This window comes from Pseudomonas sp. GW456-L12 (assembly GCF_059424045.1).
In genome coordinates, this window is sequence record NZ_JBWKZA010000038.1 from 1 (window position 1) to 17417 (window position 17417).

General features: G+C 64.1%; 18 protein-coding genes and 1 pseudogene. 9 read left to right on the forward strand and 10 right to left on the reverse strand.

The genetic code is table 11. The annotated features are described in order from the left end of the window. On the forward strand, positions 1-1507 hold a 1507-nt coding region (locus AC07Y9_RS28680; protein WP_102690490.1), incomplete at its 5' end, for a ShlB/FhaC/HecB family hemolysin secretion/activation protein. 63 nt (positions 1508-1570) lie between these two features. Here the strand turns inward: AC07Y9_RS28680 and AC07Y9_RS28685 are convergent. The 3 genes and pseudogenes from AC07Y9_RS28685 to AC07Y9_RS28695 form a co-directional block, all read right to left on the reverse strand. Then, a pseudogene (locus tag AC07Y9_RS28685) lies at positions 1571-1783 on the reverse strand (hypothetical protein); the annotation flags it as partial. Positions 1784-1805: 22 nt separating this feature from the next. Further along, the gene (locus AC07Y9_RS28690) at positions 1806-2219 is read right to left on the reverse strand and encodes a response regulator (protein ID WP_007928714.1); all 414 of its coding nucleotides are present in this window, start codon (positions 2217-2219) and stop codon (positions 1806-1808) included. 68 nt (positions 2220-2287) lie between these two features. Further along, positions 2288-2521: a Flp family type IVb pilin gene (locus AC07Y9_RS28695; protein WP_087092535.1), complete on the reverse strand. Its 234-nt coding sequence runs from the start codon at positions 2519-2521 to the stop codon at positions 2288-2290. A gap of 322 nt (positions 2522-2843) precedes the next feature. On the opposite strand from AC07Y9_RS28695, the gene cpaB reads away from it, so the two are divergent. Genes cpaB through AC07Y9_RS28725 form a run of 6 tightly spaced genes read left to right on the forward strand, consistent with a single transcriptional unit; the run spans position 2844 to position 8214 of the window. Continuing rightward, on the forward strand, positions 2844-3782 hold the full coding sequence (cpaB, locus tag AC07Y9_RS28700) for a Flp pilus assembly protein CpaB (RefSeq protein WP_087092536.1): 939 nt from the start codon (positions 2844-2846) through the stop codon (positions 3780-3782). A 20-nt stretch (positions 3783-3802) separates the two neighbouring features. Next, positions 3803-3961, forward strand: a complete 159-nt coding sequence (locus AC07Y9_RS28705) for a hypothetical protein (RefSeq protein WP_172963078.1) — start codon at positions 3803-3805, stop codon at positions 3959-3961. Beyond that, positions 3958-5148 carry a CpaE/TadZ family protein gene (locus AC07Y9_RS28710; RefSeq protein WP_102680525.1) on the forward strand — a complete coding sequence of 397 codons (1191 nt, stop codon included), beginning with the start codon at positions 3958-3960 and terminating at the stop codon, positions 5146-5148. Before AC07Y9_RS28705 ends, AC07Y9_RS28710 begins: the two co-directional genes overlap by 4 nt. After that, on the forward strand, positions 5145-6419 hold the full coding sequence (locus tag AC07Y9_RS28715) for a TadA family conjugal transfer-associated ATPase (RefSeq protein ID WP_009041999.1): 1275 nt from the start codon (positions 5145-5147) through the stop codon (positions 6417-6419). The genes AC07Y9_RS28710 and AC07Y9_RS28715 overlap by 4 nt, the downstream gene beginning before the upstream one ends. An 18-nt stretch (positions 6420-6437) precedes the next feature. Continuing rightward, positions 6438-7322 carry a type II secretion system F family protein gene (locus tag AC07Y9_RS28720; RefSeq protein ID WP_102680526.1) on the forward strand — a complete coding sequence of 295 codons (885 nt, stop codon included), beginning with the start codon at positions 6438-6440 and terminating at the stop codon, positions 7320-7322. Position 7323: 1 nt separating this feature from the next. Then, a complete protein-coding gene (locus tag AC07Y9_RS28725; RefSeq protein WP_102680527.1) occupies positions 7324-8214 on the forward strand; it encodes a type II secretion system F family protein in 891 nt (296 codons plus the stop codon). A 69-nt stretch (positions 8215-8283) separates the two neighbouring features. On the opposite strand, the gene AC07Y9_RS28730 is transcribed toward AC07Y9_RS28725, so the two are convergent. Beyond that, entirely contained in the window at positions 8284-9075 is a 792-nt protein-coding gene (locus tag AC07Y9_RS28730; RefSeq protein WP_102680539.1) for a response regulator transcription factor, read from the reverse strand. A gap of 121 nt (positions 9076-9196) precedes the next feature. Beyond that, complete coding sequence (locus AC07Y9_RS28735; RefSeq protein WP_102680528.1) at positions 9197-9667, reverse strand: prepilin peptidase; 471 nt, start codon at positions 9665-9667, stop codon at positions 9197-9199. 75 nt (positions 9668-9742) lie between these two features. Between AC07Y9_RS28735 and AC07Y9_RS28740 the strand changes: the two genes are divergently transcribed. Both AC07Y9_RS28740 and AC07Y9_RS28745 read left to right on the forward strand, forming a co-directional pair. Further along, complete coding sequence (locus tag AC07Y9_RS28740; RefSeq protein WP_007928690.1) at positions 9743-10189, forward strand: TadE/TadG family type IV pilus assembly protein; 447 nt, start codon at positions 9743-9745, stop codon at positions 10187-10189. Next, positions 10186-12954 (forward strand): PAS domain-containing sensor histidine kinase, encoded by a 2769-nt coding sequence (locus AC07Y9_RS28745; RefSeq protein ID WP_102680529.1) that lies wholly within the window; start codon positions 10186-10188, stop codon positions 12952-12954. Before AC07Y9_RS28740 ends, AC07Y9_RS28745 begins: the two co-directional genes overlap by 4 nt. Here the strand turns inward: AC07Y9_RS28745 and AC07Y9_RS28750 are convergent. The 5 genes from AC07Y9_RS28750 to AC07Y9_RS28770 all read right to left on the reverse strand — a co-directional run bounded on the left by AC07Y9_RS28750 (position 12939) and on the right by AC07Y9_RS28770 (position 17377). Continuing rightward, positions 12939-14864, reverse strand: coding sequence for a TadG family pilus assembly protein (locus AC07Y9_RS28750; protein WP_102680530.1), 1926 nt, complete (start codon positions 14862-14864; stop codon positions 12939-12941). The two genes, AC07Y9_RS28745 and AC07Y9_RS28750, sit on opposite strands and share 16 nt — an antisense overlap. 157 nt (positions 14865-15021) lie before the next feature. Next, positions 15022-15579, reverse strand: a complete 558-nt coding sequence (locus tag AC07Y9_RS28755; RefSeq protein ID WP_007928685.1) for a DUF4136 domain-containing protein — start codon at positions 15577-15579, stop codon at positions 15022-15024. A 122-nt stretch (positions 15580-15701) separates the two neighbouring features. After that, positions 15702-16313 carry a DUF4136 domain-containing protein gene (locus tag AC07Y9_RS28760; protein WP_087092542.1) on the reverse strand — a complete coding sequence of 204 codons (612 nt, stop codon included), beginning with the start codon at positions 16311-16313 and terminating at the stop codon, positions 15702-15704. A gap of 12 nt (positions 16314-16325) precedes the next feature. After that, positions 16326-17075 (reverse strand): methyltransferase, encoded by a 750-nt coding sequence (locus tag AC07Y9_RS28765; protein WP_007928683.1) that lies wholly within the window; start codon positions 17073-17075, stop codon positions 16326-16328. Further along, on the reverse strand, positions 17075-17377 hold the full coding sequence (locus AC07Y9_RS28770; protein ID WP_053259493.1) for a MazG-like family protein: 303 nt from the start codon (positions 17375-17377) through the stop codon (positions 17075-17077). The genes AC07Y9_RS28765 and AC07Y9_RS28770 overlap by 1 nt, the downstream gene beginning before the upstream one ends. Between the last annotated feature and the right edge of the window lie 40 nt (positions 17378-17417).

Here is a 17417-nt window from a genome sequence, read left to right on the forward strand (position 1 = left end):
CCCCACGGAACCCCAGGCCCAGCCCCTGATGATGGGCACCACAGTCAACGTCAGCACCGTGCAGATCGAGGGCGGCACCCTCTATCCACTGAGCGAGCTGGCAGAGATCTACAAGCCGCTGATCGGCCATGCAAGCACCCTGGGGCAACTGATCGAAGCCACCCGGGAAATCACCCGCCGCTACCAGCAGGACGGCTACCTGTTGTCCTATGCGTTCCTGCCGCAACAGAGCTTCGACCAGGGCACCGTGCGCGTGGTCCTGGTGGAGGGCTACATCAAGGATTACCAGCTGCAGGGCGATATCGGCCCGGTCTCGGCCTATCTCGACAAACTGGTGGCAAAACTCAAGGCCGAACGGCCGCTGACCCGCAAGACCTTCGAGCACTACACCACCCTGATGAGCCGTATTCCCGGGGTCACCCTGCAAGCCCAGGTGCCGCCGCCGGGAACCACCGACGGCGCGGCCTACCTGATTGCCCAGGCCAGCCGCAAACCGTTCACCAGCAGCCTCAGCACCACCGACGACAACCGCAATGGCCTGCAAGCCTTGCTGGCGGTCAGCAGCAACTCGCAGACCTCCATGGGCGAGCAGGTAACCCTCAGCGGTCTGTTCCCGCCGGGGGACGATCACGAGCACTACTACCGCCTGGACTACAACCAATTTCTCAATGACGAAGGCACCCAACTGAGCCTGTACGGCACGCGCTACCGCGCCGACCCGGGGACCAATGTGCGGCTCGACAACGGCCTCGAACTCAAGCCCCACCGGGAGAACGACCGCTACTCCATAGGCTTGAGCCACCCAGTCATCGCCGCGCCCAACGAGCTGCTGATCCTGGGTTCGCGCCTGTATGCGGTCAACGACAAGACCCGCTATCAAGTGGTGGGTTATCCGCAGAGCGTCGAACTGAAAACCGACATTCGCGCCCTGGCCTTCGAGGGCGACTGGCGCAAGGCCAATGCACGCCAACTAAGGATTCTCAGTGCCGGGGTGTACCAGGGGCTGGACGCCCTGGGCGCGAAGACCAACGACAACCTGTACGACCTGGACTTCTTCCGCGTGCGCCTGTCCGGCGTGCAGAGCGACAAGTTCTTCGACAACTGGCAAGGAGTGCTGTCGGCGGCCCTGTACTGGAGCCGCGACAACCTGCCCGACAGCGAGCGCGCGGTGTTCGGCGGGCAGAACTTCGGCCGTGGCTACCCCGACGACCAGGCGTCTGGCGACAAGGGCTGGGGCGCGGCCTACGAGGTGAACTACAGCTTCAATCGCGAAGACCGCTGGCTGCGAATCCTCCAGCCGTACGTGGTGCTGGATCGCTCGCGGACCTGGTTCAACGAACTGCCGGTCCAGGGCAACGACCTGTCATCGGCCGCCGTCGGCCTGCGCTTTGGCGACGCCAAGTACTACAACATCTCCCTCGAAGCGGCCAAGCCGATGTCCGATGAAGCCCTGGACACCCACAACCGGCGCCCGCGCTACACCCTGAGTTTCAGCTACCAGCTGTAAAAAGCCCCTCAAGCCAAACGAAAACGACCCGCTCCAAGGCGGGTCGTTGTGTTCAGGCGAGCATCAGAAGTCGTAGCGCACCTTGGCGGTGAAGGTGTCAGCAGAGAAGTCGGTCTTGGTCAGGTAGTTGTACGAACCGCCCAGGCTCCAGGCACCGACGCGATAGGTCGCGCCCAGGATCGTTTCATAACTGTCGCGTACCGGCGATGCGCCGCTGGTGGTGAATGGCGCGCCCCCCAGGACAAAGGTCGAGGTGGTGTTGGCCTTGTCAGCGATACGAATCGATCATCACGCAGGTTCAGGGATTGACCAGATGGATACGTGGCAGCGGGAACAGCGTGTTCAGGGTTTCCAGCAGGCGCACGTGATAGATGGGTTTGCGGAACAGGTCCAGCACTTGCAGGCGCAGCAGGTCGCTGACGTCATCCATGTCGGCATGCCCCGAGGTGACGATCACCGGCAGGTGCTGGCGGGAGGTGTGATCGCGCAGGCGCCTGATCAGCGACAGGCCACTCTCCTCCGGCATGCGCAGGTCGGTGATGACCAGCGCGATGTCCGGGTGTTGAGTGAGATGGGCCAGGGCGAGCTTGACCGAGGTCGCGGTGAAGCAGCAAAAGCCTTCACCTTCGAGCAATTCGGCGAGCTCGAGCAGAGCGTCCTCTTCATCGTCCACGAGAAGAAGCTGCTGGCGTGGAAACGAAGAGGAGCTCATGGGCAATACCTGAAAGTGACTGAATACCGATGGGTATCGACGCCTCGATAAAGCCTTGAGGACCGGTGTTACGGGGTACTAGGAGCAGCAGCGGTAGTGTCGCCCTCCAACGCCCCTTGCAAAGTCGTGAAGGTGGTGGTGATAGCGCTTGAAATGTCAGGTACGAATGCCGCGATGGCCACGGCCACCATGCCGGCGATAAGTGCGTATTCGATCCCTGACGCCCCCTCGTTGTTCTTGAGGAAACGCAGGAGCCGGGAGGCCAGAAGGGTGATCCATTGGGTAGCGAGAATGAAGAACATCTAGTTTCTCCTCAATGCATCGGGTGTTGCAGCGTTGCAACATGATTCCCCTGTGCCACCACAGCATTGTCAACAAAATTCCAGCCAACAACTGTAAGAACGAATTAATCATTAAGTATTAGCTCGTCTCTTTGACGTCAAAAAAAACGCGACATCAGACAGGGCACGGATGAGCCAAGTTATTTTCTCGACAGTAATGGCGTTTTGTTGCAGCTGTTCTACCTTCAAATAGCGAAATAGTTGCTTGTTCATAGCTGCCTGATTGCGAAATTGACTCATTGGATGTGCGAGTCGGTAATGCAGCGGGAAAGGGAGAGCCGTCATGAACAGTCGTATCACTATGGGGTTGGCTGGGGTGTTTCTGGTGGGGGCTCTCATTGCCGGTTACTGGGGCCTGGCATTGAGTCGCCGGCCCGCAGCGCAACCTGTAGCGCAGCCTTCCCCCGACGCCGTGCAAACCGTCACTGCTTCCGCCGATGATGCGACTCGCCAGCCCGTCGCGGTGCTGGTACGCGACATACCTCCGTTCGTTCCCATCAAGGCTGGCGATGTCACGCTGGAGCGGCTGCGCACCGCGCCCGCCGGCAGCCTCAAAAGCCTCGATCAAGTCATCGGACGCACGCCATGGCGGGCGTTGCCGGCGGGGACCTGGCTGAGCGAGGAAAGCTTCGAAGCCGGGGGCAGCGTGGCCCGCATGATCCGTGCCGACGAGCGCGCCCTGGCCGTCGCGGTAGACGAAGTCATCGGCGCCAGCGGGCAACTGAGCCCTGGCGACTACGTCGATGTGCTGCTGTTCCTGCGCCAGGACAGCAACAACCTGCTGCCCTCGGCCCAGGTCGTGGTGCCGGCCCTGCGGGTGCTGGGCATTGGCGAGCAACTGGGCCTGACCAACGATGGCAAGCCGGGCTCGCCGCCCGCCAGTGCCGAGGAAAAACTCAAACAGGATCAGCGTCGCCTGAACGCGCGCAGCGTGTTGCTGGCTGTCCCGGAACCCTTGCTGAGCCGCTTGATGCTCGCGGCTCAAGCCGGCGTTCTGCGCCTGGCGGTACGCAGCGCCGACGAGAAACGCCTGGCGCATTACTGGGCCGGCGAAAAAAGCGCGTCGAAGCATCTGCAAAACGCCGACAGATCCTTGATCCAGTTCAACCAGTTGGCCCTGTCCACCCCCTCTCCCTCCACCACCAGAACGTTCGACGCCACATCGCGTCGCGCCCAGATAGAAGTCATACGCGGCATCGAAGCGAGTCAACAAACACCCTGATCATGCAAGGACACTTCTTCATGTCCAATGATTCCCAGCCCCTGTTCAAAGGCCTGATCCGGCCCCTGATGTCGAGCGGTGTACCTGCCGAGGGCGACGCCCCGCTGTGTAAGCACGACCCGAACGGGTACTCCCTGGAAAACCGCAACTTCAATCAACGCAGTGGGCTATCGCAATGAGTCAGAACCTGAGCCAGACCTTCCTCGCGATCACCCGCAACGGCACCGACCTGGAATGGCTGCAAGGCGCCCTGGCGCCACTCGGGCAGGTGGTCAGCGCTGGCAGCGGCAGCCTCGACGAATTGCTGGCGCTGGTGGATGTGACATTCGCCAGCCTGGTCTTCGTCGGTCTCGATCGCGAGCATGTAGTCACCCAGTCGGCGTTGATCGAGGGCGCGCTGGAGGCCAAGCCGATGCTGGCCATCGTCGCCCTGGGCGACGGCATGGACAACCAACTGGTACTCAACGCCATGCGCGCCGGAGCCCGCGACTTCGTGGCCTACGGCTCGCGCTCCAGCGAAGTGGCCGGCCTGGTACGGCGCCTGAGCAAACGCCTGCCCCAGGTCACGCCGAGCACCCAGCTTGGCGGCCTGACCGTGCTCTACGGCACCCAGAGCGATGCCGATGGCGCCCTGCTCGCCAGCCATCTGGCACTGGTGGTGCAGAAGAGCGGCCAGCAGACGCTGTTGCTAGACCTCGGCCTGCCGCGCGGCGACAGCCTGGCGCTGTTGGGGCTGGAAAGCTCGTTCCACTTCGGCGATGCCTTGCGTCATCTGCGGCGCCTGGATGCGACCCTGATCGACAGTGCCGTCACCAGCACCGAAGCCGGGCTGCGGATCCTGGCCTATGCCGGCCATGACGAGCCGCTGGAGCGCACCAGCGCCGCCGAGTTGTACATGCTGCTCAGCGCCCTGCGCCAGCACTTCCAGCACATCGTGGTGAACCTCACCGGACAACCGGACAGCGAGGCCCTGCGCACCTTCGTCGGTCATTGCGACAAGTTGCTCTGGTACACCGACCAGAGCGTACTCGACTGCCGCCGCAACCTGGCGGTGCTCAATCTCTGGCGCGAAAAAGGCATGAAGCTGGAACACGCCCGCCTATTGGTCGACCGCTACCTGCGCGGGGTCGCTCCGGATGCGCAAACCCTGGGCAAGACCTTTGCCCTGGAAGTGATCGCGGTCCTGGCCTATAGCCCCGAGGTACGCCTCAACGCGAAAAACCAGGGCGTCACACTGTTCGAACTGGCCCCCCGCGAAGGCCTGACCCAAGCCCTGAAGACCCTCGGCGAGCGCCTGGCCAGACGCTCCCAAGGGCTGCCCACGGCGAAGCCCGGCTGGTTCGAACGCCTCAGGGGAAGTCGATGAGCAGAGAAAAACTTTTCGGCGCCCAGTCCCACAGCCCGGTCGGCAACACCGATCACGAGGGCCTGAAACTGGTGCTGCATCGCTACGTCATCGACGCCATCGAAGAGTCGGGGAAAAACCTGCTGGAAGGTTCGCGCCAGGCACTGGCGCGATTCATTACCGACAAGGTGGCCGAGTACATCTCGCGCCTGCACCTGGCGATTTCCCGCTATGAAATGGAGCGCCTGGCCGAAGAACTGGTGGACGAACTCACCGGTTTCGGCCCGCTGGAAGTCTTGCTGCGCGATCCGGCGGTGACCGAGATCCTGGTCAACGGCCCGCACCGTGTATTCGTCGAGCGCGATGGCGTGCTGCACCAGAGCGACCTGCGCTTCATCGACGCGCACCATGTGGAGCGGGTCATGCAACGCATCCTCGCGCCCCTGGGTCGACGCCTCGACGAGTCCTCGCCCATGGTCGATGCACGGCTGCCCGACGGCAGCCGGGTCAACGCGATCATCCCGCCGATCGCCCTCGACGGCCCTTGCCTGTCGATCCGCAAATTCCGCAAGGACATGCTCAAGAGCAGCGACCTGATGGCCATGCAGACCATCGACCAGGCGATCTTCGAATTCGTCCAGGAGGCCGTGGGCAAGCGTTGCAACATCCTGATCAGCGGCGGCACCGGCACCGGCAAGACCACCCTGCTGAATATCCTCAGCCAGTTGATCAACCCTCACGAACGCCTGGTGACCATCGAGGACGTGGCCGAACTGCAACTGGGCCATCCCCATGTGGTGCGCCTGGAAACCCGCCCGCCGAACGCCGAAGGCCATGGCGAGGTCAAGGCCAGCGACCTGATTCGCAACGCCCTGCGCATGCGCCCGGACCGGATCATCCTCGGCGAGATCCGTGGCGTCGAAGTGCTCGATGTGCTGACGGCGATGAACACCGGCCACGACGGTTCCATGAGCACCGTGCACGCCAACAATGCCCAGGATGCCCTGCTGCGCCTGGAAACCCTGGTGGGCCTGACCGGGCGCCAGGTGGCCGAACGCACCCTGCGGCAGATGATCTGCGCGGCCCTGGACGTGGTGATTCAGCTGACGCGCCTGCCCGATGGCCGGCGCTGCGTCAGCGAGGTGGTGGAAGTGGTCGGCGTACGCGAAAACATCTACGTCACCAACACCCTGTTCCGTCTGAACCGACGTAGCGGTTTCGGCTTTCTGCGCGAAGCGGCCAACCCCGCTGGCGACAAGCTGCGACGCGACGCCGACCTGCCCGTCAACTGAGCCAAGGAGCGCCACCGCATGTTAGGTCCCGTGCTGCTTGCCCTCCTGTGCCTGACCCTGCTGGGGCTGTCGGGCTGGATGTTCTACAGCGGCCTGCGCCAGGCCCGCACCGCCCGGGTGCTCGACCGCCTGGCCCAGGGGCAACCGCAACCAAGCGAGGAAAAGACCTCGTGGAACCGGCTCGAAAGGGCCTTTCTGCGCGCGGGCCTCAGTCGTCCCACCGAACGCCTGGGGCTATGGCTGGTGGTCTGGGCCCTGGGCTGCATGCTCGGGTATGGGCTGGGCAAGTGGCCGGGGCTGCTCGCCCTGCTCGTCGCACCGCCTGTGCTGCTGCGCCTGTATATCAGCTGGCTGTACCGGCGGCGCCTCAAGCGCATGATCGAACAGCTGCCGCCATTGCTCGACCATGCCGTGCGCAGCCTCAAGTCGGGACGCACCCTGGCCGACGCGGTGCTGGGCGGCATCGAGGCCGCCGACAATCCCTTGAAGCACGCCATGGGCCGGGTCCAGCGCAACGTGCAGCTGGGGGTCAACCTGCCGGATGCGGTGGCGGACTTCGCCGAATTGTACGAGCGCGATGAACTGCGCCTGTTCGCCCTGGGGCTCAAGGTCAACCACCGCTATGGCGGCAATGCCAGCGAGCTGCTGGAAAACCTGATCAAGCTGATCCGCGAACGCGACCAGGCCGCCCGGCAACTGCGCGCGATGACCGGCGAAACCCGTATCACGGCGATGGTCCTCGCGGCCCTGCCGGTGTCATTGGCCGGCTATTTCCTGATAGCCAACCCGACCTACCTGATGAGCATGTGGAACCAGAGCGGCGGCCGGATGATGCTGCTGGCCGCCTTCGGTTTGCAGGTCATGGGCTGCGCGCTGCTGTGGCGCATGCTGCGGAGTGTTTGACATGACGGCCTTGCTGATCAGCGCACTGTTGTTTCTCGCGGCCATGCTGCTGGTGCTGAGCAGCTTGCTGGAACAACGCCGGCGAACGCGCCAGGTGACCGAGCGCCTGCAGGGGCACCTGGCGCGCGACAACACACTCGGCAACTGGCTGCACGTGCTGGGCGACAGCAAGGTCGGCCAGCACGCGGTCAGGCTCGACAACGAAACCCAGTTGCTGCTCAACCGCCTGGGCTGGCGCAGCGCGCGGCAACGCTCGCTGTTCGCCGCCTGCCAGATCGGCGCACCGATTCTCGCCCTCGGCCTGACCCTGGTGATCCAGGGGGTGTTTTTCCCGGCGGCGAAAAACCACTGGGTCGCCCCGGTGTTCGCCATGAGCCTCGGTTACCTGTTGCCCAAGCGCCTGTTGGCCATGGCCGCCGGCAGGCGGCAGAAACAACTGGCGGTCGATATCTCCACCTTCATTCCTCTGGTGCGCATCCTGTTCGAATCGGGCATGGCGGTGGAACAGGCCCTGCGGGTGTTGAGCAAGGACGCGCAGAAACTGCTGCCGGCCCTGACCCAGGAATTGCGCATGGTGCTGGCCCGGGTGGATTCCGGCCTGGAACTGGGGGACGAACTGAATAAGTCCGCGCGGCTGCTGGCCGTCGATGAGTTCACCGACACCTGCGTGATCCTGCAACAGCTGATTTACCAGGGCGGTGGGGCGATGAAGTCGTTGCAGTCGCTCAAGCTGCTGCTCGATGACCGGCGCCTGACGCGCCTGCAGGAATACATCTCGAAGATGTCCGCGAAAATGTCCGTCGTGATGATGCTGTTTCTCTTCCCGGCGTTACTGATCGTCCTGGCCGGCCCTGGCGTCAGCGCCATTGCCCGGGCTTTCGCCCACCAATAGAAGGATGCAGCGGCCTGCATGCGCAGCACACCCTCGCGACCGTCGGGGGGTGCTGCACATGGGGAATAATCAGTGGGCGGTCACGCGCTGGCGCAACCCCGAGTTGCTCGGTGCCAGCGCCAATGCCAGTTGGGTGCGGTTGTGCATATGGGTCAGGCGCAGCACCTGGGACACGTAGAGCTTCACGGTGTTTTCCGTGATCCCCAGTTCACAGGCGATCTGGTAGTTGGTCTGCCCCTTGCCTACCAGGCGGGCCACATCCAGTTGCCGGGGCGACAGCTGATTGAAGATCGCCGGGATTTCGATCTGCTCCGCCTCGCCGCCGCCCTGGTCCGACGCCGGCGTCGTCGGTGGCGCGAGTGGCGCGCGACGTACTTTGTCCAGATCCTGGTAAAGGTCGTCGATGGATTCGGAAAGGAACTGCAGCTTCTGGTTCAGGTGCCCCAGCTGCAGGTTTTTCTGCCGCTCCTGCAACGTTTCCTCCTGGCGTTGCAGACCGGCCAGCAGCTCATCGAGGTCGATCGGTTTCTGGTAGTAATCGGCGATGCCGGCGCGCAAGGCCTTGATCACATCCTGCTTGTCGGCCTGGCCGGTGAGCATGATGGCCTCGAAGACCCGATGCTTGCCGGCGATACGCTGCAGTTCCTGCACCAACTGGATGCCATCGAGATCGGGCATGTGCAGGTCGCACAGTACCAGGCCGATTTCGGCATCTTCATTGAACTGCTGGATCGCCTGGCGGCTGGACTCACAAGGGACGCAGCGATAGCCGCTGCTTTCAAGAAACTCGCAAAGCTCTTCGACTATCAACGGCTGGTCGTCGACCACGAGTACTTTGATGCGGGATATAAGCTTGTTCACGCGCAACTCCATGCCTGGCAAGCCCAAGACGAATGTTCCTGCCCTGCCGCGTCCACTTCGGGCAGGTACAGAATAAACGTAGACTACTTTCCGACTATGTACATAGAGATAGGCGGCACGACTAGCGGGCCCACAGCAGAGTCAGGGCCATGCCGACCAGGACGAAAGGGGCAAAGGCGTACTTTTGCCCCTGCCGCGGATCGAGGTATCGCAAGGACCTTGCCAGCGGTTGGTCGGCCGCGGGCAACAGCCTGGGCGCGAGCAACCACCACAGGCCGCTGGCCAACGCGGCACCGATGAAGGTACCCAGCAGGTGCAGGGGGTCGGACGCCAGCCCCAGGGCCGCCAGGAGCTTCACGTCGCCGCCGCCCATCCGGCCCAGCACATAGCCCGGCACGGTCAGCAGCAACGCCAGCAACAGCGCCCTGCCCCCCTGCACCGCGTCGGCGCCCAGCCAGGTGTTGCCGGCCCACAGCAAATACCCCAACGCCAGCAGCGCGACGCCCAGGGTCAAGCCGTTGGCGAGATGACGCTGGCGGATATCCTGCACCGCGCACAGCCCCAGCCAAGCCAATAGAATCCAATGCTGCATCGGTTAAAAAACATCCCTTCTGGCTGAATGATTCTATGCTGACTTGACCTACTAGCAGTCAGGGTAGACGCCGCCGTGAAAGTCGACCTGCCAGAAAAACAAAAAGGTGCCGTGGCCATCGAGTTCGCCATGGTCTTCATCATTTTTTTCGCCGTGTTTTATGCCCTGGTCAGCTACAGCGTGCCGCTTCTGATGGTGCAGTCCTTCAATAAGGCCACTGCCGAAGCGGTGCGGCGCAGCGTCGCCCTGGACCCCGCCACGCCCGGCTATGACGCCGCCCTGATAGCACGCGCGAAGAACACCTTGCGCGAGCAACTGACCTGGATTCCACAGGCCTTCAACTTCAATGCCAACAACGCCAGCGATGCCACCGTGACTTACGCGGGTGGCCTGCTCACGGTCCGTGTCCACTACTCCACCGACAAGCTCAGACAGGTCATCCCCTTCCTGGTGCTGCCGGGCCTGGGCAGCGTGCCCGCCCTGCCCGCGAACCTCAGCGCCCAGTCGAGTCTGCAATTTTGAGCTCGGGCGACAAACTCCTCGGGCGTTTTCTCGGCCGGACGACGCCCCAGGCGCTTCCTCCCGCGCCGCCCCTGGCCACGCCCGGGGTCGGCCTGCTGGTGCACCTGGACCACAACGCCCAGGTACTGCAAATGACCGGCCCGCTACGCCACGCCCTGGCCCAGCCGCCGGCCGCCGAAGGGCCGGCGCCGTTGCTGGACTACCTGCTGGCGCACAGCGCGCTGAGTGTCGAAGGCAGCCCTGGCGACTGGCAGGGGCACATGCTCGACCTGGACTTCCATGGTGCCGGCGGGCAAACCCTGCACCTGCGCGGCTGGGTGCAACCGTCTACCCAAGGCTGGCTCCTGCACCTGCTGGACATCGGCGACCTGTTGCTGGAACGCCAGCAGGCGCAGCAACGCCAGGACTGCCAGCAGTTCGCCGTGCAGATCAGCGAACAGCTGCGCCTGTGCAGCCTCTTTCGCCTGCCCGAGGTGCTGCATGAGCAACTCCATGCCCTGGCCCAGCACTGGCATATCCCCTGCCTCGCCCTGGCGCTGCTCGACGACCTGGAACAGGGCTGGTACATCCATGGCCTGTATCAGGCCGCCGATGCACCGCAGCTGTGGCACAAGGGCCAGGTCCTGGGCACCGGGCTGGACAGCCTGAACGGCAATGCCCCGCAGTCGCTGATCTTCACTCAAGGCCTTGGCGAGCATCCGCGCCTGCAACGTGCGTTCGGCAGCAGCGAGGGCTTTGTCGTGCCCTTTCGCGACGATCACGGTGTCGCGGCCTGGCTGCTCTGCGGCTTCTACCCGGTACGCCAGCAAGCACCGCAGTTGAGCGAACGGGACTGGCTGCAATTGAGTGCCGCCCTGGCCGGGCCCTTGCTCGGACGCTTGCGCGAACAGCAGCACCATCACCAGCTGGAGCGCCTGGAGGCCTTGCAAGGTTTGCTCGGCACCGGTTGGTGGGAGTTGTTCGCGCAGGACAACGAGATCCAGCTGGCGCCGCAGCTGGCCCTCAACCTGCTGCTGGAACCCCAGACCCGGCGCTTGTCGCTGCAGGCCTGGCTGGCCCTGATCCACCCCGCCGATCGCCAGGAACTGAGCAGCCGCCTGCAAGAGTTGCGACAGGGCAAACCGCTGCTGCTCTGCGTACGGTTGCAGCGGGCCGACCCGCAGTTGCCGGCCATCTGGTACCGCCTGCAGGGGCAAGCCCTGGGCATTGGCCAGAACCAGCGCTTCGTCGGTTTCATGCTGGACATCAGCGACATCAAGAACCAGGAGCAGCAGGCGGCCGCGGCCCACGCCCGGCTGGACAACCTGATCGCCCATTCGCCGGCGGTGATCTATGTCCAGCGCTATGTCGAGGGTGCGTTGCAGCCGACGTTTTTCAGCGACAGCCTGCAGCCGTTGCTCGGCTGGACCCTGAACGACTGCAACGACGACGCACTGGCGGAACGGGTGCATGCCGACGACCGCGACCGCTACTTCGAGCGCAACCGGCAACTGCTGCGCGAAGGCGCGGTGCGCAGCCGCTATCGCCTGCTCGACAGCCGTGGCGAATACCACTGGGTGCTCGACGAGGCCAGGCTGCTGCGCGACGACCTGGGCATGCCGGTCGAAGCCGTCGGCCTGTGGCTGGACGTCACCGACGCCACCCTGGCCGCCGAGCAGATACGACTCAGCGAGGAGCGTTACCGGATCCTGGTGGAAGACTCCCCGGCGATGATCTGCCGCTACCTGCCCGACCTGACCCTGACCTTCGGCAACCGGCCCCTGGCGACCTACCTGGAATGCCCGCCCGAACAACTGGCCGGAGCCAACCTCGGTGACTGGCTGTCCGCCGAACAACACGCCGCCTTCGTGCAACGCATCCGCCAGCTGACCCCGGAATTTCCGGTCAGCACCGCGGAAATCAACCTGCAACTGCCGGGGCGCGAACATGCCTGGTGGGTCTGGTCCGACCGCGGGGTGTTCGACGAGCAAGGACGCCTGCGGGAGATCCAGGCCGTCGGCCGCGACAACACCGAAGTCCGCCGCTCCCAGCTGCAACTCATGCAAAGCGCGAAGATGGCCACCCTGGGCGAAATGGCCACCGGGCTGGCCCATGAAATCAACCAGCCGCTGAATGTGATGCGCATGGCCATCGTCAACGTGCTCAAGCGCCTGAACAACGGCGACGTGCAACTCGACTACCTGCAGGACAAGCTCAAGCGCATCGATGCCCAGGTCCAGCGGGCCGGCCGGGTGGTGGACCATATGCGGGTGTTTGGCCGCAGCTCGGAGATCGAGCAACAACCTTTCGATCCGGCCCAGGCGGTGGAAGGCTGCCTGTCGCTGCTGGCCGACGGCATGCGCGGCAAAGGCGTTGAATTGCGTGTCGCGCCAATCGACTTCAAGGTGCAGGTGCGGGGCCATGTCGATCAGCTTGAGCAAGTCTTGATCAACCTGCTGGTCAATGCCCGGGATGCGCTGCTCGGCCGGCGCGAACAGGATCCGGACTTGCGGCCCTGGATCGCCATACGCGCCGAGCATGACGCGCAGCGGGTGCGGCTGCTGGTCGAAGACAATGCCGGCGGCATCGACCCGCGCCTGCTGGGGCGCATCTTCGAACCGTTCTTTACCACCAAGCCGGTCGGTGTGGGCACCGGCCTGGGGCTCTCGGTGAGCTACGGCATAGTCGAGAACATGGGCGGGCGGCTGAGCGTAAGCAACACCGGCGAAGGCGCCTGTTTCTGCATCGAGCTGCCGTTGGTACAGACCGATCAGATCACCAGATAGGCCCGGCCGGTCTGGCCGCAGGTGAGGTTGGCGCCCACCTCGACCTTGCCCAGATCGATGCCCAACACCGCCAGGACATTGTTCAGCAATGGGTCCAGCAACGGGCCGAGCAAGGCGCCGATAGCCGTGGCCAGCAGGCCGACCACGCTGTTCAATGCCGACAGCAAGGTATTGAGTACCACACCGAGCAGGTTGCCGATGCTGGGCGGATGCTCAATCAGAGTGATGCCAGTCAACGACGCGCGCAGGCTGCTGACCACATTGGACGCGGTCACGCTGTGCCAATCGTCGTCCGCCAGTTCCTGCTTCATTTTCGGCGGATTGACGAAGGTGAAATTCGGCTCGTGGGTACCGGCGACCGACGTGTCGATCATCAACTCGCTGCCACCACCGGCAAACGAGACGCGCGCCCCACAAGGGCCAAGCAGCCCCTGGCAGGTCCTCGCGCCGATATCCACCAGAGGCAACGGGCTCACGCTGACTTGAGCGGTCGAAGACGCCCAGTTGCTGGCGTCCACTCGACCGACCTTGAGCTTGACCGCGGAGGTGGTGGTGTCGACGGAAAGGCTGTTGTCGCTGTCGCTGACGCAGGTATAGCCGGTGACATGACTGTCGCCGGCCGCCACTTCAAGGCTGACATCCAGGTTCGCGCCGTTCGGCAGGATCAGCAGGTCAGTCTTTACACAGGGGCCACCGAGCACACAGCTGAGATTGGCACTGAGCACCGTATTGAGCGTGACCACCACCGGCGACAGCAGGGTATTCACCGCCTGCAGCACGCTGTTGATCAGCGAGAGATCCACCGTCAGCAACGCCCGTACCTGAGCGGTACGTACATAGATGCGATTGGGTCCCAGCGGGTCGACGGCGGCCAGTTCCGGGTTGCCGATGGCGAACTCGGGAGGTGAAACGATCTTGACCCGGGTGGTGACGCCCGCCAGCCCCAACACACTCACCGGCAGCTCGACCGCCGCGGCGCTCTGGCTGCTGGCCAGTTGCAGGAACGCCTCGACCAGGCTCAGCAATTGGACGTTGGCATCCAGCCCGGAGTCCGCAGTGCCGGTCTGCAACTTCAACAGGTCACCCAGTTTCACCGGAGCCGTATTGATCGCAGCGGCCTTAATGCTGCCTAGGGCCGTCAGGACCTCGGCGGTGGCGCCGTTCTTCTGGGCCACGCTGATGCTGGTCTGGAGCAGTTGGGTGACATCGGTATCGACGTCGAGCAGTTCGCTGTAGTTTCCGGCGCTCACATTCAGGTCGACGGCCAGCTGCTTCAGGTAACCGAGCAGGCTGATGTCGGTATCGACCAGACCCTGCCAACCGAGCAGGCTGACATTGATCGCGCTACCTGCGAGACCGCTGAGGGCGCCGTTTAACAGATTGAGGTCGACCAGCGTGCTGCGAATCGTCAATTGCGCCAGCGGTGGCTTGGGTTGAGCTGCTACCGCCGTGGCACTCAACGAGGTCGTGGTGCTGACGGGATTGTCGGAAAACAGATTGGTTACGCCGAGGGCGATGCTGGTGGGCACCGCTTCACTGACCACCACTCGGATGGCGCTGGCCTGGCTGGCGTTGGGGCTGAAAGTGCGCAGGTTGTCGGCACCGGTCTGCAGCGAGCCACAGGTGGCTGTCAGCGGTCTGTCGTCTCCCACCACAAAGCCGTTGCGCGCCGCGCTTTCTCTGGCGAATGCCGCCGCGCTGCCCCCTGCCAGGCAATTGCCGCCCCGCGCCACCGCCTCCAATGCAGCGTTATCGGCCACCCGCTGCAACTCACGCTGATCCAGGTACAGGCGCCCGCTGTCGACCACCACCAGGGTGCACAACACCGCCGTGCTCAGCGCCAGCGCCCCTATCAGACCAATAGCGCCACGCTGCCGAGCCGGTCCGGAAAACTGCGTGCGGGAAAACATGGAGCACTCCTTTGCCGGCGCACCGCCGGGCGCAACCTCCGCTGGGTGAAAGGAGTGTAGTCAAGGCTGGAATACAACGCCGGCGACTTGCCAGCGCTGTGTTTGGGCATGGGGCACGGGCCCGTGCAGCCCTCGCCCCGTGGTGGAATGCAGCAACTTACCTGGGCGGATAGTTCGCCAGGATCCGGCCGACGGTCTCCCTGATCGCCGTGCTGCGATCGGCGGGGTTCGGCGTGCTGCTGAGTATCTGCTCGTCGCTGCCGCGCCACACCAGCTTGCCGTCCTTGCCATCGAGCAGATCGATCTGGATGGTGGCGACCTTGTAGGTGATGTTGCGGGTTTCGTTGTACATCGGCGCGCCCCAGTAGCCGTTCCACGGGCCACCCCAGCCGCCGCCGTAATTGGTGGTGACCTGTTGCTGGCGGTTCTCGACGATCAGGTAGGTCTGGACGTTGAGATCGGCCTTTTTGCCCGCCGCGGCTGGACGCAGGCCGCGCTGGTCGAGCTGATCGCTGACGGCCTGGCGGATGCGCTGCTCGGTGAGGTCGCTCTTGATCCGCGGATCGTCGGGGCGGTATTGCAGGGCGGGTTCCTTGAAGCTCCAGCTGCGATAGGCCGCGAAGTCGCGGCTGGCGTCGAAGTCATGGTTGACCTGGTTGGCGGCGCAGGCGCTGAGCAGCGCGGCCAGGGCCAGTAAAGCAAGAGGGCGGAACATGATGTTTCTCCAGAAGAGCAAATGCACCTGAAGGGATGTCGCTAGGGTCTGTACGAAAGTCGGCGAGCGAAGGTCAGGCAAGCCTGCTTTAACCCAGCCCAGCGTGCAGCTTCGTACGGAGCCTAACTAGGAGGATACGCCGCCATGGCCTTTTCCACAGCCTCGCGCAGCGCATCGGCGCGCTCGCTCAGGCTGCCCTGGCTCGAAGTTTCCGCGCTGGCGCTCCACACCGGCTGGCCACTGCTAGCGTCGAACAGGTTGACCCGTACCACCACGACTTCCACCTCGTAGGTACGCACCACCGGCACTGTGTTGTACATGCCATAACCAGGGCCGTAGCGGTTGTAGCCATATCCTCCGTAACCGTAACCGTAGTCGTCCTGGACCTGGCGCAGGCGTTTTTCCAGGTGCAGGTCGGCGCTGACCCACAGGTCCGCCGGACGGTTGTCATGCAGCGGGCGCAGGCCGCGCTGGTCGAGAGCATTGCTGACCGCCTCGGCGACCTGCGCCGAATCGGCCCAGGCCGAGCCATTGGGCAGGCGCCCGTTGCGCCAGGCCCAGCTGCGATAGCGCCCATAGTCGCGCTGGGGCGCGGGGTAGGCGCTGCGGTCGAAGGTCCCGGCCGCCTGTGGCGGCGCCGGCGGCAGTGGATTGGAACTGGCGACATAGGGGTTGGGGCTCTGGCAGGCCGCCAGCCCCAGGCACAGCACAAGCAAACCAGCGTGGCGTTTCATTTCGAGCTCCGCTCAGACCGGACGACAAATCCAGTGCAGGTAACGCCCAAGCCCGGCAAAGCTTGGGTGACGACGATGGGCCAATTCCATTTCCAACAGGTCCAGCAACTCGGCGCGGGCCTGGAATTCCACCGGCATGTAGTCATGGAAAACCCGTACCCCGCTCTGGGTTTCGACCCGCCACAAGCCGTCGAGTTGCGCCGCCAGTTCCCGCGGATCGAGGGGCTGTTGCGGGGTCAGGCTCTGCTTCTCGCCGGCCATGTCGTTCTTGCGCATCTTGCGAAAGTGGCCCTTGAGCAGGTTGCGATAGATCAGCGCATCGCGGTTGTAGAAGGCCAGCGACAGCCAGCCGTCCTGGGTGGTCAGTTGATGCAGCACTGGCAGGATCGCGTGGGGCTCGGCCAGCCATTCCAGCACCGCATGGCACAGCACCAGATCATAGGGTTCGGTGAGCTGGCCCAGCAGGTCCTGCCAGGGCGCCTGGATAAAGGTCGCCTGTTGGCCGGCCTCGGCGAAGCGCTGGCGGGCGCCTTCGAGCATCGGTTCGGCCGGCTCGGCCAGGGTCACCTGATGGCCACGCTGGGCCAGCCACAGCGACATATGCCCCAGCCCGGCGCCGATATCCAGCACCCGCAGCGGGCGGTCCGGCAAGGCTTCGGCCAGGTCGGCCTGGAGCACCGCCAGGCGGATCGCGCCCTTGGCGCCGCCGTAGATCTTTTCGGCGAAACGGGTCGCCAGCTGGTCGAAATGACGGTCGCTCATCAGCCGAACCGCCGTTCGCTGTCGGCCAGCTTGCTGCGCACCACCTGCTCCAGGTCCAGGCCCAGTTCGCTGCACAGCAGCAACAGGTAGAGCACGATGTCGCCGACTTCCTGGCCGGCATGGGCCAGCTTGTCGGCCGGCAATTGCCGCGACTGGTCTTCGCTCAACCACTGGAAGATCTCCACCAGCTCGGCCATCTCCACGCTGGCGGCCATGGCGAGGTTCTTCGGGCTGTGAAATTGCCGCCAGTCATTGCGGTCGCGAATGGCGTGCAGGCGTTGGGTCAGTTCGTCTAGGTTCATCGGGGTCTCCTGAAGGCGTATAGCTTCGGGGGGATGGCGG

Coding starts and splice junctions, on each gene's coding strand:
- AC07Y9_RS28710 (WP_102680525.1), top strand. CDS start 3,958: ATGAGTCAGAACCTGAGCCAGACCTTCCTCGCGATCACCCGCAACGGC.
- AC07Y9_RS28715 (WP_009041999.1), top strand. CDS start 5,145: ATGAGCAGAGAAAAACTTTTCGGCGCCCAGTCCCACAGCCCGGTCGGC.
- AC07Y9_RS28750 (WP_102680530.1), bottom strand. CDS start 14,864: ATGTTTTCCCGCACGCAGTTTTCCGGACCGGCTCGGCAGCGTGGCGCT.
- AC07Y9_RS28695 (WP_087092535.1), bottom strand. CDS start 2,521: ATGTTCTTCATTCTCGCTACCCAATGGATCACCCTTCTGGCCTCCCGG.
- AC07Y9_RS28760 (WP_087092542.1), bottom strand. CDS start 16,313: ATGAAACGCCACGCTGGTTTGCTTGTGCTGTGCCTGGGGCTGGCGGCC.
- AC07Y9_RS28725 (WP_102680527.1), top strand. CDS start 7,324: ATGACGGCCTTGCTGATCAGCGCACTGTTGTTTCTCGCGGCCATGCTG.
- cpaB (WP_087092536.1), top strand. CDS start 2,844: ATGAACAGTCGTATCACTATGGGGTTGGCTGGGGTGTTTCTGGTGGGG.
- AC07Y9_RS28690 (WP_007928714.1), bottom strand. CDS start 2,219: ATGAGCTCCTCTTCGTTTCCACGCCAGCAGCTTCTTCTCGTGGACGAT.
- AC07Y9_RS28770 (WP_053259493.1), bottom strand. CDS start 17,377: ATGAACCTAGACGAACTGACCCAACGCCTGCACGCCATTCGCGACCGC.
- AC07Y9_RS28765 (WP_007928683.1), bottom strand. CDS start 17,075: ATGAGCGACCGTCATTTCGACCAGCTGGCGACCCGTTTCGCCGAAAAG.
- AC07Y9_RS28755 (WP_007928685.1), bottom strand. CDS start 15,579: ATGTTCCGCCCTCTTGCTTTACTGGCCCTGGCCGCGCTGCTCAGCGCC.
- AC07Y9_RS28705 (WP_172963078.1), top strand. CDS start 3,803: ATGTCCAATGATTCCCAGCCCCTGTTCAAAGGCCTGATCCGGCCCCTG.
- AC07Y9_RS28735 (WP_102680528.1), bottom strand. CDS start 9,667: ATGCAGCATTGGATTCTATTGGCTTGGCTGGGGCTGTGCGCGGTGCAG.
- AC07Y9_RS28720 (WP_102680526.1), top strand. CDS start 6,438: ATGTTAGGTCCCGTGCTGCTTGCCCTCCTGTGCCTGACCCTGCTGGGG.